The sequence below is a fragment of the Thiocapsa sp. genome (assembly GCF_022340925.1).
Lineage (GTDB): Bacteria > Pseudomonadota > Gammaproteobacteria > Chromatiales > Chromatiaceae > Thiocapsa.
This window is the reverse complement of sequence record NZ_JAJDNA010000099.1, coordinates 1-14,617: the sequence shown is the minus strand read 5'-3', so window position 1 is coordinate 14,617 and position 14,617 is coordinate 1. Positions and strand designations below refer to the sequence as shown.

Annotated in this window: 10 protein-coding genes and 1 pseudogene; 5 read left to right on the top strand and 6 right to left on the bottom strand. The window is 67.6% G+C overall.

The window, feature by feature from the left end:
• The coding region (locus LJE61_RS11990) for a UPF0182 family protein (RefSeq protein ID WP_296918504.1) at positions 1 to 838 on the bottom strand (838 nt) is incomplete at its 3' end.
• Positions 839 to 1,436: 598 nt separating this feature from the next.
• Here LJE61_RS11990 and LJE61_RS11985 point away from each other — a divergent pair.
• Both LJE61_RS11985 and LJE61_RS11980 read left to right on the top strand, forming a co-directional pair.
• A complete protein-coding gene (locus LJE61_RS11985; RefSeq protein WP_296918503.1) occupies positions 1,437 to 1,652 on the top strand; it encodes a SpoIIAA family protein in 216 nt (71 codons plus the stop codon).
• A 394-nt stretch (positions 1,653 to 2,046) separates the two neighbouring features.
• A complete protein-coding gene (locus LJE61_RS11980; RefSeq protein ID WP_296918502.1) occupies positions 2,047 to 6,426 on the top strand; it encodes a chemotaxis protein CheB in 4,380 nt (1,459 codons plus the stop codon).
• A gap of 27 nt (positions 6,427 to 6,453) precedes the next feature.
• Here the strand turns inward: LJE61_RS11980 and nuoE are convergent, their stop codons facing one another.
• The 4 genes and pseudogenes from nuoE to LJE61_RS11960 form a co-directional block, all read right to left on the bottom strand.
• Positions 6,454 to 6,930, bottom strand: coding sequence for an NADH-quinone oxidoreductase subunit NuoE (gene nuoE, locus LJE61_RS11975; protein WP_296918501.1), 477 nt, complete (start codon positions 6,928 to 6,930; stop codon positions 6,454 to 6,456).
• 70 nt (positions 6,931 to 7,000) lie between these two features.
• A complete protein-coding gene (nuoC, locus tag LJE61_RS11970) occupies positions 7,001 to 8,860 on the bottom strand; it encodes an NADH-quinone oxidoreductase subunit C/D (protein ID WP_296918500.1) in 1,860 nt (619 codons plus the stop codon).
• 142 nt (positions 8,861 to 9,002) lie between these two features.
• Positions 9,003 to 9,452: pseudogene (locus tag LJE61_RS15390) on the bottom strand (NADH-quinone oxidoreductase subunit B); the annotation flags it as partial.
• Between the two features lie 100 nt (positions 9,453 to 9,552).
• Positions 9,553 to 9,936 carry an NADH-quinone oxidoreductase subunit A gene (locus tag LJE61_RS11960; RefSeq protein ID WP_296918498.1) on the bottom strand — a complete coding sequence of 128 codons (384 nt, stop codon included), beginning with the start codon at positions 9,934 to 9,936 and terminating at the stop codon, positions 9,553 to 9,555.
• Between the two features lie 461 nt (positions 9,937 to 10,397).
• Here LJE61_RS11960 and LJE61_RS11955 point away from each other — a divergent pair, with 461 nt between their 5' ends.
• Both LJE61_RS11955 and LJE61_RS11950 read left to right on the top strand, forming a co-directional pair.
• Positions 10,398 to 12,215, top strand: coding sequence for a glycoside hydrolase family 15 protein (locus tag LJE61_RS11955; RefSeq protein WP_296918497.1), 1,818 nt, complete (start codon positions 10,398 to 10,400; stop codon positions 12,213 to 12,215).
• A gap of 141 nt (positions 12,216 to 12,356) precedes the next feature.
• Positions 12,357 to 12,797, top strand: a complete 441-nt coding sequence (locus tag LJE61_RS11950; RefSeq protein WP_296918496.1) for a hypothetical protein — start codon at positions 12,357 to 12,359, stop codon at positions 12,795 to 12,797.
• A gap of 187 nt (positions 12,798 to 12,984) precedes the next feature.
• Here the strand turns inward: LJE61_RS11950 and LJE61_RS11945 are convergent, their stop codons facing one another.
• A complete protein-coding gene (locus LJE61_RS11945; protein ID WP_296918495.1) occupies positions 12,985 to 13,473 on the bottom strand; it encodes an MgtC/SapB family protein in 489 nt (162 codons plus the stop codon).
• A gap of 826 nt (positions 13,474 to 14,299) precedes the next feature.
• Between LJE61_RS11945 and LJE61_RS11940 the strand changes: the two genes are divergently transcribed.
• Positions 14,300 to 14,617: class I SAM-dependent methyltransferase (locus LJE61_RS11940; RefSeq protein ID WP_367114917.1), on the top strand; the 318-nt coding region annotated here is incomplete at its 3' end.

Here is a 14,617-nt window from a genome sequence, read left to right as displayed (position 1 = left end):
GGCCCTTCCGGGTATTGACGAACACGACGAACAGCAGCGCGAGTGCGGCGAGCAGGACGATGGAGGCCCAGATCAACGGCAAGGCGATGTGCATCTCGACGTAACCGGGTCCATAGAACAGCGGCAGGTGATTGTCCGAAGAGAGCAGGCGATTGCGCTCCAGCACGAAATAGCCCGCGGCGATCAGGAACAGCAGCAGCATGACGCTGTTCAGATGGATCTTGGCGCCTCGGCGCAGCTGGCGCTCGCGCTCCGGGACGATACGCCGCTCCAGCTCGTAGAGCAGAATCAAGCCGAGCAGCACGATCCCGAAGGCCAGCAGGACCTCGCGCAGAACCAGCGTGTAGACCGGCAGCGAGAAGAGGTACCAGCTGATGTCGTTTCCGAAGACCGGATCGCTGACGCCGGAGCTCGGTGCCGCGAAGTACAGCAGCGCGGTCTCCCAATGAGCGTACAGCGGCAGGGCGATGAGGACGGCCAGCGCCAGTGACAGTGGCAGATAGAGGACCAGGGACCGACTTTGGAAATGCCGTAGGCTCCGGCTCCAAAGCAGCCGATCGTGCGGATCCGCAGGGATCGAAGGAGGGGGGCCGACGCCGAGATGCTTCGCTCCGATCCAGAAATTGAAGAAGAAGATGCCGAAGAAGAACAGCGTGACGAGGACGAGCACCAGATATTGATAGCCCTGGCGTAGCCAGAAGTAGCCCTGGTAGCCCAAGGCGTCGAACCACCAGAGGTCGACGAGGAAGTCATTGAAGAGATAGGCGAGACCGATCAGTGTCGCGATGGCGAGCACCAGAATCAGGATGATCAGGAAGACGCGGCCGACGATCTGCATGGTCCCCTCCTCAGGGCGGTAGTGTTGCGCCTCGGTTGTGCAACCGGGATTGCGATTGCCGCTTGGGTAGACTTTCTATTTTTGGGGTCACGGGCCCAGTCAGGGGCTCGGGCTCCACTAATTGCTCCAATTTCTGTGCCATTGACCCTGAACGGTGTGATCGGCCGTGGTTTCGGCGAAACCCGTCAGAAGGGAGCGGGCGAGGGCATTTGCTGCCGCTGGGTGGGGGGCGAATCGGTATCGGCAGAGGGATCTGGGGCTCGTGCTCGGTTGCCGTTTCGTTGATCTGCAATGAGCCGTCAGCGATCGGCGATCGGCGATCGACGCGAGGGGTTGCTCGTCAACGCGAAGACCCAGCGGATCTGAATCGCCGCACCCGCCGCCGTCGCCGGGGAGGCCCAAATCCACCAGTCCGGTGGATATCCCCCGCCCCCGGTGAAGAGCGGCCTGCCGGCATCGCCGCCGTGCCCCGTCCGACGGCCGACCGGCCCGATGACCGGCAATTCGGGTGCGTCGTGCCTGGTCAGGCTCATCCGCAAGCCGCGGGGTCCCCACCCTGCCGGCGAGCACGGCGGCGCCGAGAGGCGAGGAGCGACCAATGATCGAGATGATTCCCACTGGACCCAGCGAGCAGGTGCTGGGCCTGCGCATCCGGGGCCCAATCGAAAGGACCGAGGTCGAACGTGAGGCCATCGTCGCCGATCCGGGCTGGATGGCCTCGCTGGCGAAGATCGGCGACCCCTTGCCCGCCATCGAGGTGCGGCATTTCTCCCGGGACCAGCGAGACGAGGCCCTGAAGTGGATCAACGCCTGATCCTATCGACCTGACGAACCCCCAGGGTCGTAGGCCCAATTCCGACACCGGCGCCACGATGATGAGGCCACGCCCACACACCCTCTGGCGTTGATGCGGCAAACGGGCTGGGTCACATTGGACCGGGTGCGGGTCATTTGACCCTCCAACGCTGCGATCGCCGCTTGGCGCCGGTGAGCCATAGGCGAAAATGGGCCCTGCAGCGGTACAGGAACCTGGCTCGCGCCGAGCTCGGAGTCTCTTGCGGCGGCTTGACCAAGGTGGTATGGCTGAAAAGCTAATCTGGCCGGCGAGAGCTGCCGCGACCGGCTTGCCCCGCAAAGGTTCGGGCCGTTGCCGGCTCGGCTGACCATCCTGCAATCAAATGCGATGCGGAGGGACAGCAGAAATGGGAGTGAAGGAGAGGAATCACGAGGACGACGCATCCCCCGTCGTCGCCATCGGTGCCTCCGCCGGGGGTCTCGAGGCGCTGACCACCTTCTTCTCGACGCTACCGGACGCGCCCGGGGCGGCCTTCGTCGTCGTCATGCATCTGGCCCCCGAGCATCACAGCGAGCTGGCTTCGATCCTCGGCCGGCAGACTCGGATGCCCGTCGCCGAGGTGAGCGGGCGCGTTGCCTTGGAGCGGGATCATGTCTACGTGATCCCACCGGACCGACGCCTCGAGCTGACCGACGCCCAGATCAGCGCAGAGCCCTTTGAGCATGCGGCGGAGCGTCGGGCCTCGGTGGACCTGCTGTTCCGTTCCCTGGCCGAGCATCGCGGCAACGGCTTCGCCGTCATCCTGTCCGGGGGCGGCTCCGATGGCGCACTCGGCATCAAGGCGGTCAAGGACGAGGGGGGCGTGATCCTGGTGCAGGACCCGACCGAGGCCGGCTTCGACGGCATGCCGCGGGCGGCCATCGCGACCGGCATCGCCGACCTGGTGCTGCCGGTGCGGGAGCTCGCGGCCCGGCTCTGCGACCTGCTCCGGGGCGGGGACATCATCCGGAGACGCGTGGCCGTGCCCGAGGCGCTGGAGGCCGACGAGCAGGCCGTGCTCGGGCGCATCATCGTCTATCTGAACGCCCGGACCGGGCACGACTTCTCGCATTACAAGCGCAGCACGGTGCTGCGCCGCGTTGTCCGCCGCATGCAGGTCCACGGCCTGGAGACGCTCGACCGGTATTACGCGTTCCTGAAGGACCAGGCCGACGAGGCACCGAGCCTGTTTCGGGACATGCTGATCTCGGTCACCACCTTCTTCCGCGATGGGGCATCCTGGGACGCCCTGCGCCGGCAGGTGATCGCGAAGCTCTTCGACGACGAATCGCCGGGCGACCTCCTGCGGGTGTGGGTGCCGGGCTGCGCCACTGGTGAAGAGGCCTATACACTGGCGATGCTGCTGCTGGAGGAGGAGGCGCGTCGGACGAGGTCTCGGGAGGTGCAGCTCTTCGCCAGCGATCTCGATGAGCGCGCGCTCTCCATCGCCCGCGAGGGCCGCTATACGCTTTCCATCGAGGCCGATGTCAGCGCCGAGCGTCTGAGCCGGTTCTTCGCGCGCGAAGACGACCACTACCGTGTCGGCCGGGAGCTGCGCGACGCGGTGCTGTTTGCCCGCCACGACCTGCTGCGCGATCCGCCCTTCGCGCGGCAGGACCTGATCTCATGTCGCAACCTGCTGATCTATCTGGACCGCGAGATGCAGGAGAAGGTCTTCGGCATCTTCCGATATGCCCTGAGCCCGGGGGGTTACCTGTTCCTCGGCATCTCGGAGCATGCCGAGGGCGATTACTTTCGCGTGCTCGACAAGTCGCATCACATCTATCAGGCGCGCGAGATGGCCGGGCATCCGTTCCCGCTGCTGCCGGACATACTGTCGGGCATGCCGCTGAGGGACCACCTTCCGGTCGAGCAGCTGCGCGCCGAGCGCAAGCCGCCGGCCCTCCCGGTCTTGCACCAGATCCTGCTCGAGGAGCTGGCGCCGCCCAGCGTCCTGGTGGACGATCAGCGCAGGGTCATCCATCTTTCGGAGCGGGCGGGACGCTATCTGCAGCCGCCGCCGGGGCCGCTGGTCCAGGACGTCACCCTGCTCGTGCGCCGGGAGCTCCAGGCCGAGCTGAGCGCGGCGCTCTACGCCGCGTTCGAGAAAGGCGAGCCCACCCTGTCGGGGTTCGTGCCAGTGCAGTTCAACGGCACCCCGCGCCTGGTGTCGGTTCTGGTGCAGCCGCGCGCGCCCAGCGACGGTCAGGAGCACCTCGTCCTGGTGCTGTTCCTCGAGGCCGGCGAGGCCGGCAGCCCCGATGCACTCGGCGAGGAGGCCGACGAGGCCTCCGTCGCGCTGGTGCGGCGGCTCAAGGAAGAGCTGGCCGCCATGCGCACGCGCCTGCGGACCACCCGTGAGGAGTTCGAGGCCACCAACGAGGAGCTGCGCGCGGCCAACGAGGAGCTCCAGTCCCTGAACGAGGAATACCGCTCCACGGCGGAGGAGCTGGAGACCAGCAAGGAAGAGCTGCAGAGCATCAACGAGGAGCTACAGACGGTCAACAGTGAGCTCAAAAACAAGCTGGAGGAGGTCTCGCAGGCCCGCAGCGATCTCGAAAACCTGATGGTGGCCACCGAGATCCCGACCCTGTTCCTCGATCGCGGGATGTGCATCAAGCGCTTCACGCCCCAGTTGGCAGATCTGTTCAGCATCAAGGCCGGCGATCTGGAGCGTCCGGTCGGGGACCTGAGCCGATCGATCCACTATGGGGAGCTGGAGTCCGACGCCGCCCGGGTGCTGCAAGAGCTGGCGCCGCTGGAAAGGCAGGTGAGCACCGACGAGGGGCGCTGGTACCTGGTGCGTCTGCGCCCGTACCGCACCCCCGACCACCGCATCGACGGCGTCGTCATCACCTTCGTGGACTTCACCGCGCAGAAGCGGGCCGAGCAGCAGCTGCGCGTGGCGCAGCACTATGCCGAGAGCATCGTCGACACGGTTCGCCAGCCGCTGGTCATCCTCACCGCCGACCTGCGGGTGGAGACCGCCAACCGCGCCTTTTACGAAACCTTCCGGGTCGACGAGCGGGACACCGCGGGACGGCTGGTCTACGAGCTCGGCAACGACCAATGGGACATCCCCGAGCTGCGCCAGCTGCTGGAGGATGTGCTGCCTCAGGACGAGGCCTTCGAGGACTTTCGGGTCAGCCACGACTTCGAGCAGATCGGACCGCGCACGATGCGGCTCAACGCGCGGCGGGTCGATTCACTGCAGCGGGTGCTGCTGGCGATCGAGGACACCACCGAGCGTGAGCGCGCGATCGCGGCGCTGCGCGAGAGCGAGGAGCGCTTCCGCGTGCTGGTGGAGGCATTCGCCCAGGCGGTCTGGGAGAGCGATGCCGACGGTGCGATCGTCGCCGACTCCCCATCCTGGCGCGCGTACACGGGGCAGACCCTGGAGCAGTTGCTCGGCGACGGCTGGCTCGATTCGGTCCACCCCGACGACCGCGCCTTCGCCGAGCGCGAATGGCGCGAAGGGGTGACCGCCGGGCGCGTCGTCAACGCCGAGTTTCGGCTGCGTGGGCCCGATGGCGGCTGGCGCTGGACCAACGTCCACGCCGCGCCGATCCGTGATGAGCACGGCGCCATCGTCAAATGGGTCGGGATGAACCTGGACGTCACCGAGCGTCGCGAGGCCGAGGAGGCCCTGCGCGATGCCGACCGTCAGAAGAACCGGTTTCTGTCGCTGCTTGGCCATGAGCTGCGCAACCCGCTGGCCGCCATCAGCAATACCATCGCGACGCTGCAGATGGGCTCTACGTCCGAGGACACTGTCCGCCAATCGGTCTCGGTCATCGAGCGCCAGCTAAGGCATCTGGTGCGGCTGGTCGACGACCTGCTGAATCTGAGCCGCATCAGCCGCGGTCAGGTGGAGCTGCGCTCGATGCCGATGGACCTGGCCGAGAGCATCCGCGACGCGGTGGCGCAGGCGCGCTCGGCCATCGATGCGGGTGTCGGGCACTTCGATCTCGACCTGCCGCAGGCGCCGCTGCCGGTGGAGGGTGACCGCGAGCGCCTAACCCAGATCTTGACCAACCTGCTGGTGAACGCCGCCCGCTACGCCGGCAAGGATGGCACCGTCGCCCTGTCCGCGGAGCTCGCCGGGGACCGGATTCTGGTCCGGGTCCGGGACACCGGCATCGGCATTGCGACGGCAGACCTGCCGCGGCTGTTCGAGCCATTCACCCGCCTCGCCACGGCCCGGGATCGCGATGAAGGCGGCCTTGGCCTCGGTCTGGCGCTGGCGCGGCAGCTGGCGGAGCTGCACGGAGGCACACTGGAGGTGCACAGTGACGGACCGGGCCAGGGCAGCGAGTTCACGCTGGGCCTGCCCCTGCTGTCCGGCGGCAGCGCAGGGTCCGTCGAGGCGGCGCCGAAGCATGCTGCTTCCTCGGAGTTGCCCCGGCGGCGCATCCTGGTGGCCGAGGACGATCCTGCCGTCGGCGAGGCGATGGTCATGCTGCTGGAGCGGATGGGGCAGGACGTGCGGCTCCTCACCCGGGGAGCCGAGGTGCCGGCGGCCGTCGAGTCGTTTCGACCGAAGCTGGTGCTTCTCGACATCGGGCTTCCCGATGTGGGCGGAGACGAGGTCGCGCGTCGGCTGCGGGAGCGCCACGGGCAGGCGTTCCGGATCGTTGCCCTGACCGGCTACGCGCAGGAGACCGCCGAGCCGTCCCAGCTCACGGGCTTCGACCGCTATCTGTTGAAGCCGGCGACGGTGGAACAGATCGAGACGCTCCTGCGCGGGGACTGAGCAGGTCGATGCCGGCGCCGGCGGGCCTCAGTCGGCGCCTTCGAGGATCCGGTCCAGCCGTTCGGACAGCCCCTCCGGCTCCAGGCCGAGGTGCTGCTCGTCGTCGATCGCCAGCACCGGCGCATGGTCGCAGGCGCCGAGACACTGCGCCGTCAACAGTGTGTAGCGGCCGTCCGCCGTGGTGCCGCCGAGATCGATGCCGAGCCGCCCCCGGAGCGCGGCGCACAAGGCGTCGCTGCCCATGATCCAGCAGCTCACCGAGTCGCAGACGCGGATCAGATGGCGCCCGACCGGCCGTCGGTGCAGGCGGTTGTAGAAGGTGGCCAGGGAATCGAGCTCGTGCACGCTCGACCCCAGGAACGGGGCCAGGTCGGCCAGCGCCTCGTCTGACAGCCAGCCGCGGCTCTCCTGGAGCCGCATCAGACAGTCGATGCTCGCCGCCCGGCGGTTGGGATAGCGGGCCAGCTCCCGGGTCAGGGTCTCCTGCTCCTCCTCGCTCAGCATTGCTCGCTCCCCTTATTCGCGCTCATTTGCGTTCATTCGGGGACCTCTTCTCCTGAAAGGTCGGCCGCCGTCACCGATCGACGTCCGCCATCACGAAGTCGATGCTGCCGAGGATCGCGATCAAGTCCGCGACCGTGTGCCCGCGTGCAATGGCCGGGATCATCTGCAGGTGCGGAAACGATGGCGTGCGGATGCGCGTGCGATAGGACATGTTGCCTCCGTCGGAGGTCAGGTAATAGCTGTTGATCCCCTTGGTCGCCTCCACCGCGACACAGGCCTCGCCGGCCGGGATCACGGGGCCCCAGCCGATCTGGACGAAGTGATGGATCAGGGTCTCGATGTCGTGCATGGTGCCGGCCTGCATCTGGTCCTTCAGGGGCGGCGTGGTCAGCGGGTGACGGGCCTTGTGCTCGCCCGTCGGCATCTGCTCCAGGCACTGGCGGACGATCCGCAGGCTCTGGCGCATCTCCTCGATGCGCACCGCGGTGCGGTCGAAGCAGTCGCCGCGGACACCTACCGGGATCTCGAACTCGAAGCGGTCGTAGCCGCTGTAGGGGCGGACCTTGCGCAGGTCCCAGCCGAGGCCGGTGGCCCGCAGTCCTGGACCGGTGACGCCCCAGTCCAGGGCCGCGGCCGTGTCGTAGGCGCCGATGCCGCGGGTGCGGGCACGAAAGATCCGATTGCGCAGCACCATGCGCTCGTACTCGTCGAGCCGGGCGCCCTGGTGATCCACGAGCTCGCGCACGAGGCGGTCCCAGCCCGTCGGCAGGTCCTGCGCCAGGCCGCCGATGCGAAACCAGGCCGGGTGCATGCGCGCGCCGGTGATGGCCTCGACGATGTCGTAGACCCGCTGGCGGTCGCTGAAGGCATAGAACACCGGGGACAACTGCCCCAGGTCCTGGGCCATGGTGCCCAGGAACAGCAGGTGGCTCGTGATCCGGAAGAGTTCGCAGAGCATCACGCGGACGACCTCGACCCGCTCCGGCACCCGGATGCCCCCCAGCTGCTCGAGCGCGAGCACATAGGGCAGGTTGTTCATGACCCCACCCAGATAGTCGATGCGGTCGGTGTAGGGGATGTAGCCGTGCCAGGTCTGGCGCTCGCCCATCTTCTCGGCGCCCCGGTGGTGGAAGCCGATCTCCGGCACGCAGTCGACGATCTCCTCGCCGTCGAGCTGGAGCACGATCCGGAAGACGCCGTGCACGCTCGGGTGGTTCGGACCCAGGTTCAGGAACATGAAGTCGGTGCCCGCGTGGGCGCGGCGCATGCCCCAGTCTTCGGGGCGGAAGCGCAGGGCCTCCTGCTCCCGCTCCTCACGCTCCTCGGTCAGCACGTAAGGCCCGAGCTCGGTGGCGCGGGCCGGATGGTCCTTGCGCAGGGGGTGGCCCTCCCAGGTGGGCGGCATCAGGATGCGCTTCAGGTGGGGGTGCCCGTCGAACCGGATGCCGAACATGTCCCAGACCTCCCGCTCGTACCAATCCGCGCTCGGATAGATCGGGCGGATGCTCGGTAGGGCAGGGTCGGCGTCGTCCAGGGGCACCTTGAGCCGCAGGTCCCGATCGCGGTGTGGGGAGAGCAGATGGTAGACGGCCGTGAAAGGGGGCGACGGCATCCCGTCGGCCTCCACCGCCTGGGGCCGGCGCCGCGCGCGCTCGTCGACGGCGGTCAGGTCGTAGAGCATCGGATAGGGCCGCTCGAGGCCCCCCTTCAGGTGTCGCAGCAGGTCCGGCAGGGCGGCTCGATCGACCCACAGGGTCGGCATGCCGTCCGCCGTGCGCTGCTGGGCAATGACGCTGTGCTCGCCACAGGCGCGGCGCAGCTCCGCGGCCAGGCCGTCGCCGCCCGTGACCGGCGGGGGGGGTATCCAGGCATCGGGCCGAGCCGCTCCGTCGTCCGGGTCCAGCGGCGCAGGCCGCCGGGGGTCAAACATGCTCCGGCTCCCGCAGCAGGGTCGCTCCCACGCGCTGCTCGCGCTTGCGCTCCCGCTGGCTCGTGAGCCGGGCACGTTCATCGGATGCGAGCTGAGGCCGCACCACACCCTGGTCGCCGATGACCCAGGAGAGCGGGCGCCGCTCCGCACCGATCGCCTGCTGCAGGAGCAGGAGTCCCTCCAGCAGGGCCTCTGGCCGCGGCGGGCACCCCGGGACGTAGACGTCCACGGGCAGGAAGCTGTCCACACCCTGGACGACGCTGTAGATGTCGTACATGCCGCCGGAGTTGGCGCAGGAGCCCATCGAGATGACCCAGCGCGGCTCCATCATCTGTTGGTAGAGGCGCTCGATCACCGGTGCGACCTTCCGGAACACGGTCCCGGAGATGATGATCAGGTCCGCCTCCCGCGGGGTGGCGCGGATCACCTCTGCGCCGAAGCGCGCGAGGTCGTGGGGCGGTGTGAGCGCAGTCGCCATCTCCACGTAGCAGCAGGAAAGGCCGAAGTTGAAGGGCCAGATGGAGTGCTTGCGGCCCCAGGCGACCAGGTCGGCGAGCCGGGCCGTGACGACGTTGCGGCGCACCGCGTGCTCGGCCGAGCCGGAGGCGGCCGGTGATGTGGCCGGCCTTGAACCGGCGCCTTGGTCGACCGCGCGGCCCGGGGAGTCCGGCTCGCTCAGCTGCCAGCGCATGTCAGCGCGCATCCTTGCCGGGGCCGCGATGCCAGTCCAGGGCGCCGACGCGCCACAGGTAGACCAGCGCGGCGGCGAGCACGCCGATGAAGACCAGGATCTCGATGTAGCCGGCCCAACCCGCCTCGCGGGCCGCGACCGCCCAGGCGAAGACGTAGATGGCCTCGAGGTCGAAGATCACGAACATGACCGCGAGCAGGTAGAAGCGCACCGGAATGCGTAGCCTTCCGCTCCCGATATGGACGATCCCGGACTCGAAGGGTTGGCCGGCGGCAGGCTCGCGATGGCGCTGCCCGAGTAGGGAGGACAGCCCGAGCAGACCGCCGACACAGAGAAGGACCAGGGCGCTGTAGGTGGCCAGTGGAAGGAGCGGGTCGCTGGGCATGATGTCGGTCTCGGGGGCGGGTTTGCAGTGCTGCAGGCACCGGCTGTGCCAGAAGCCCGGGAGTCGCGGTCGAGTGGTGTGCCTGGCGGTGGGCCTTCACAGCGAGGACTGCATCCAGTCGGCCGCTGCGGCTCGCGGTCTTGAAACATTGGGCGATGGATCCGGCGTCTTCGGGCGAAAACAACCAGGGAGCGGGTCATATGCCCCGGTGCACGCGTTGCTTTGGATGCCGGCGCCGCACACCGACGGTGGGTGCCCGGCTGTCCAATGCCGTCGAGCGGCATGGTCGGCCTTATGCATTGGATCCGCGCAGACCCCCGAGCCGGTTGGTGACTACCCGTCGATCCCTTGGGCTCGCTGATCACGACGTTCGGGAGCCGAGTGGAGCTACGGCGGGTCCCGGTTGGCGTCCCGTCGACGTGCGTGGATTGCGTGTCCGTGCCCTTAAGAGGAGATGTCGTATGGCGCCGTCAATCGAAGACTATGCCCTGATCGGAAACACGCGGTCCGCCGCCCTGGTGGGCCGCGACGGCTCCCTCGACTGGCTGTGCCTGCCGCGGTTCGATTCGCCGGCCTGCTTCTGCGCCTTGCTCGGGGACCCAGAGAACGGCCGCTGGCTGATCGCCCCCCGGGATGAGGTCCGACGGACGACGCGCCGTTACCGCGACGGGTCCCTGGTGCTGGACACGGAGCTGCAGACCGACACCGGACGGGTGTTGATCACCGACTGCATGCCCCATTGGGAGGGTCGCTCCGACGTCGTGCGGGTCGTCAGGGGGCTCGACGGTCGCGTGGGGATGCGTATGGAGCTGATCATGCGGTTCGACTATGGCGACGTCGTGCCCTGGGTGCATTCCGCCGATGGTGGCATCATCGCAACCGCCGGACCCGATTCACTCGAGCTCCGTACCCAGATTCCACTCGAAGGAAAGGACTTCCGGACGCTGTGCGAGTTCGATGTCGGCGCTGGACAGACCGCCTCCTTCGTGCTGACGCACTTTCCGTCCGAGCGGACCCCGCCGCTTCCGATCGACCCGCTGTCCGCCTGCGACATGACCGAGGGCTGGTGGCGGGACTGGAGCCGGCGCTCGACCTACGAGGGCGACTATGCCGACGCCGTGGAGCGCTCGCTGCTAACCCTGAAGGCCCTGACCTACTCCCCCACTGGCGGAATCATCGCCGCGCCCACCATGGCGCTTCCGGAGAGCTGGTCGGGCGGGCGCAACTTCGACTTCCGTTACTGCTGGTTGCGGGACGCCACCTTCACCCTGTACGCCTTCCTGATCTCCGGCTTTGTGGAGGAGGCCCGCCAGTGGCGGGAGTGGCTGCTGCGGGTGGCCGCCGGGCGGCCCGAGGATCTGCAGATCCTCTACGGGGTCGCCGGCGAGCGAAGGCTCAGCGAGACCCGGCTGGACTGGCTGCCCGGGTACCAGGACATCGGACCGGTGCTCATCGGGAATGCCGCCCATTCCCAGCACCAGCTTGACGTCTACGGCGAGATCTTCGACGCCCTGCACCTGACGCGCCGGGCCGGGGTCGAGCCGGAGGAGCCGGTCTGGGCGCTCCAGCGCGTGCTGCTGGACTTCCTCGAGTCGTCCTGGCCCGAGCCGGACGACGGAATCTGGGAGATTCGGGGTCCGCGCCGGCAGTTCACCCATTCCAAGGTCATGGCGTGGGTCGCATTCGACCGCGCCGTGAAGGCGGTCGAGCGATTTGGCCGCTCGGGGCCGGTGGGGCATTGGGCCGGCATCCGGGACCGGATCCACGAGGAGGTCTGCTTGCGCGGTGTCGATCCCGAGCGCGGCGCCTTTGTCCAGGAGTATGGCGGCAAGGCTCTGGACGCGAGCCTACTGCTGGTACCCCTGGTGGGCTTTCTCCCGCCCGACGACCCGCGGGTCCGGGCCACCCTGGAGGCCGTCGAGCACGAGCTGACCCAGGACGGATTTGTCATGCGCTATGCCAGGGGCTCCGAGGTGGACGGGTTGGGCATCGGGGAGGGGACCTTCCTGCCGTGCTCGTTCTGGCTCGTCGACAACCTGGCGATGGTCGGGCGTGAGCAGGATGCCCGCCGGCTCTTCGAGCGGCTGCTGGACGTGCGCAACGACGTCGGGTTGCTCTCCGAGGAGTACGACCCGCGGCAGGGGCGGCTGATGGGCAACTTCCCACTGGCCTTCACGCACGTGGCCTTGATCAACAGCGCGCGCAATCTGACGCGCCGCGCGGGTGGACCGGGCGAGCACCGCTCGTCGGATGCGGACCACGGCGACGGTCCAAGCTGATGTCACGCCGCGGACCACCTATTCGTCGAGCTTGTCGCTCGGATGCCCGAGCGGCACCAAGTGTAGACAGGGTGGCACCGAGAAGGCGTGCCCAGTCGCAGCCGTGACATCCAGATACGGATCGAGAACATTGGAGGTCCCATGGCCGACAACAGATTCGAAGCCAGCCGCCGAGGCTACGGTAGCTCGAAGGCAGACCCCTGCTTGATGGTGATCTTCGGGGCCTCGGGCGACCTGGCACGGCGCTCGCTGTTACCCTCCCTGTACGAAGAGACGGGCGTGGTCCGCGACATGCTCCAGAATCATCTGCTCAGCCTGCTGTGCATGGTCGCGCTGGAACCGCCCGTCGACTACGACGCCCGCTCTCTGCGGGATGAGACGGTCAAGGTCCTCCGGGCCATCGTCGATCCCGTCGTTTCCCGGCTGGAGCACGCCAATCCCGACGAGCTTCATGGATACGCGGCGGGCTCCTGGGGACCGGCCGCCGCTGCGACGCTGCTGGAGCGGGATGGGCGTCGCTGGTTGCATCCGTCAGGGGGAGGGCCGACGCCAATGGCAGGATGCCTGAGCCTCAACATGTAGCGTCGGGAGGGACAGGAGGACGGCAAGCAGGCGAGCGAGGTAAAGGATCAGGTACAAGGTCCGTCGCATGGGTGGATGCTTGACGCCAACCTCTGTCTGATTTGCTCGAGTCGCCGCGTCTGGTGGCACGGGCTTCTCGCGAGGAGCGTGAATTCCGTCGCTCCGACCGGAGGCAGGTCCATCCCACCTAATCTGGCTCGTCGTCTCGCCGACGGGGACGGTGGCGGTTTCGTATCAGTCCCTTGATGGGCCCGAACGCCAGGAGGGTCGAGAAATTGAGCAGGGCGACCAGCACCGCGATCTCATAGCGGTGAAAGGCGACCGCGGCGCCGATGGCCCCGGTGCCCCAAATGGCGGCGGCGGTGGCGGTGCCGTGTGCGGTGCCGCCTTCCTTCACGATGGCCGCGCCCCCGATGAAGCCAATCCCGGTCATGAGCCCATAGATCACCCTTGCCAGGGCATCCGGGTTGTCACCGACGACGTCCACGCCGACCAGGACATAGGCGCAGCAACCGGTGGCGACCAACGGAAAGGTTCGCAGGCCGGCGCTGCGGCTCTCGCGCTCGCGGTTGAAGGCGACCGGGATGGCCAGCAGATAGGCGACCAAGAGGTCTCGCAGGTAGGAGATCTCGAGGTCCCAGCCGAGCTCGATCTGCATCGTGGTGCGACTCCCCATGGCGCGGCGAACTCCTGAAACCATAGTAAGCCACGGTCCCGGGTGTTCCCCCGCGGCTCCGGCGCCTGCCGATTCCGAACCCCAAAGCGTCTCTGGTTCTCGGGGTCCGTTGTCCGAGCCCGCCTGCGCCCAAGGGCGAGTCCGCAATGGAAGGCACCGCGGACGTCGATGGTCGCCATCTGGATAGGACTGCGACAACCCAGGTCAATCGGATATCCGCCCCTACCGCAACGGCATCAGTGCCCTCGATCTTCTCGCGCGCGCATGCACTCGTGGGCGTCTGTCTCGCCAGTTCGTATCGCAGGGCAATCCCCCCAGACGAGGCGAGTTCTCTGAAACCACCTCGGGGTAGATAAATTCTGTCAGGCGCGTAGTATGACGAAGAGGCTCGGCCGCTCGGATTCGTGGGATCAGGTCCGATCAAGCGTCGCCAGATCACGACAAGCCGAGCCAATCGCGCCAACGGCGCGTTTGAACGGCGGACCCGCAAGTCCGCAACTCAACAGCACACTCTGGTGCAATCTCGGGTGGTCCCGGCTGGGGCCATCTCCGGGAACCGAAGCGCAGACCCGCTCTGCGGTCAACTAGGTCGTCGCGAATCACGCGTGCACGACTCCGCGACGGCCAAATGCCTCGCGTTGGCGCCTTTGCCGAGTCCCTCGCACGGGGGGCGGGCAGATGGCGGCAAATCAATGCCAAATCGGCGACACGACTGAATCGCCGCCAGCACCACCGGCGGCTCCGCTCACAGGGCGGCAAGGCGTACGCTTGCCTCGCTTGCGTCTTTTGCCACCAAACTCACCCCGCTTGCGGGACAGGAGGTGCCATGAAACACGAGCATGCCGCGCAGGACTTTGGTGACGACCCGCTGGCGGTCCGAGACACCAATCACTACCAGGCCGAATACGTCCAATCCTTCGTCGAGAAGTGGGACGAGTTGATCGACTGGGAAGGACGCGCCCGCAGCGAGGGGGACTTTTTCATCCGCCTCTTGCGCGAGCACGGCGCGCACAAGGTCCTGGACGTTGCCACGGGGACCGGTTTCCACTCCGTACAGCTTCTCAAGGCGGGGTTCGAGGTGACGAGCGCGGACGGCAATCCACAGATGCTGGCCCAGGCCTTCGGAAACGCCCGCGACCACGGG

What these genes read in the sequence shown, in the direction of transcription:
- LJE61_RS11985 (WP_296918503.1), top strand. Translation starts at nt 1,437, where the DNA reads ATGATCGAGATGATTCCCACTGGACCCAGCGAGCAGGTGCTGGGCCTG.
- nuoE (WP_296918501.1), bottom strand. Translation starts at nt 6,930, where the DNA reads ATGCTGAGCGAGGAGGAGCAGGAGACCCTGACCCGGGAGCTGGCCCGC.
- nuoC (WP_296918500.1), bottom strand. Translation starts at nt 8,860, where the DNA reads ATGTTTGACCCCCGGCGGCCTGCGCCGCTGGACCCGGACGACGGAGCG.
- LJE61_RS11960 (WP_296918498.1), bottom strand. Translation starts at nt 9,936, where the DNA reads ATGCCCAGCGACCCGCTCCTTCCACTGGCCACCTACAGCGCCCTGGTC.
- LJE61_RS11955 (WP_296918497.1), top strand. Translation starts at nt 10,398, where the DNA reads ATGGCGCCGTCAATCGAAGACTATGCCCTGATCGGAAACACGCGGTCC.
- LJE61_RS11950 (WP_296918496.1), top strand. Translation starts at nt 12,357, where the DNA reads ATGGCCGACAACAGATTCGAAGCCAGCCGCCGAGGCTACGGTAGCTCG.
- LJE61_RS11945 (WP_296918495.1), bottom strand. Translation starts at nt 13,473, where the DNA reads ATGGGGAGTCGCACCACGATGCAGATCGAGCTCGGCTGGGACCTCGAG.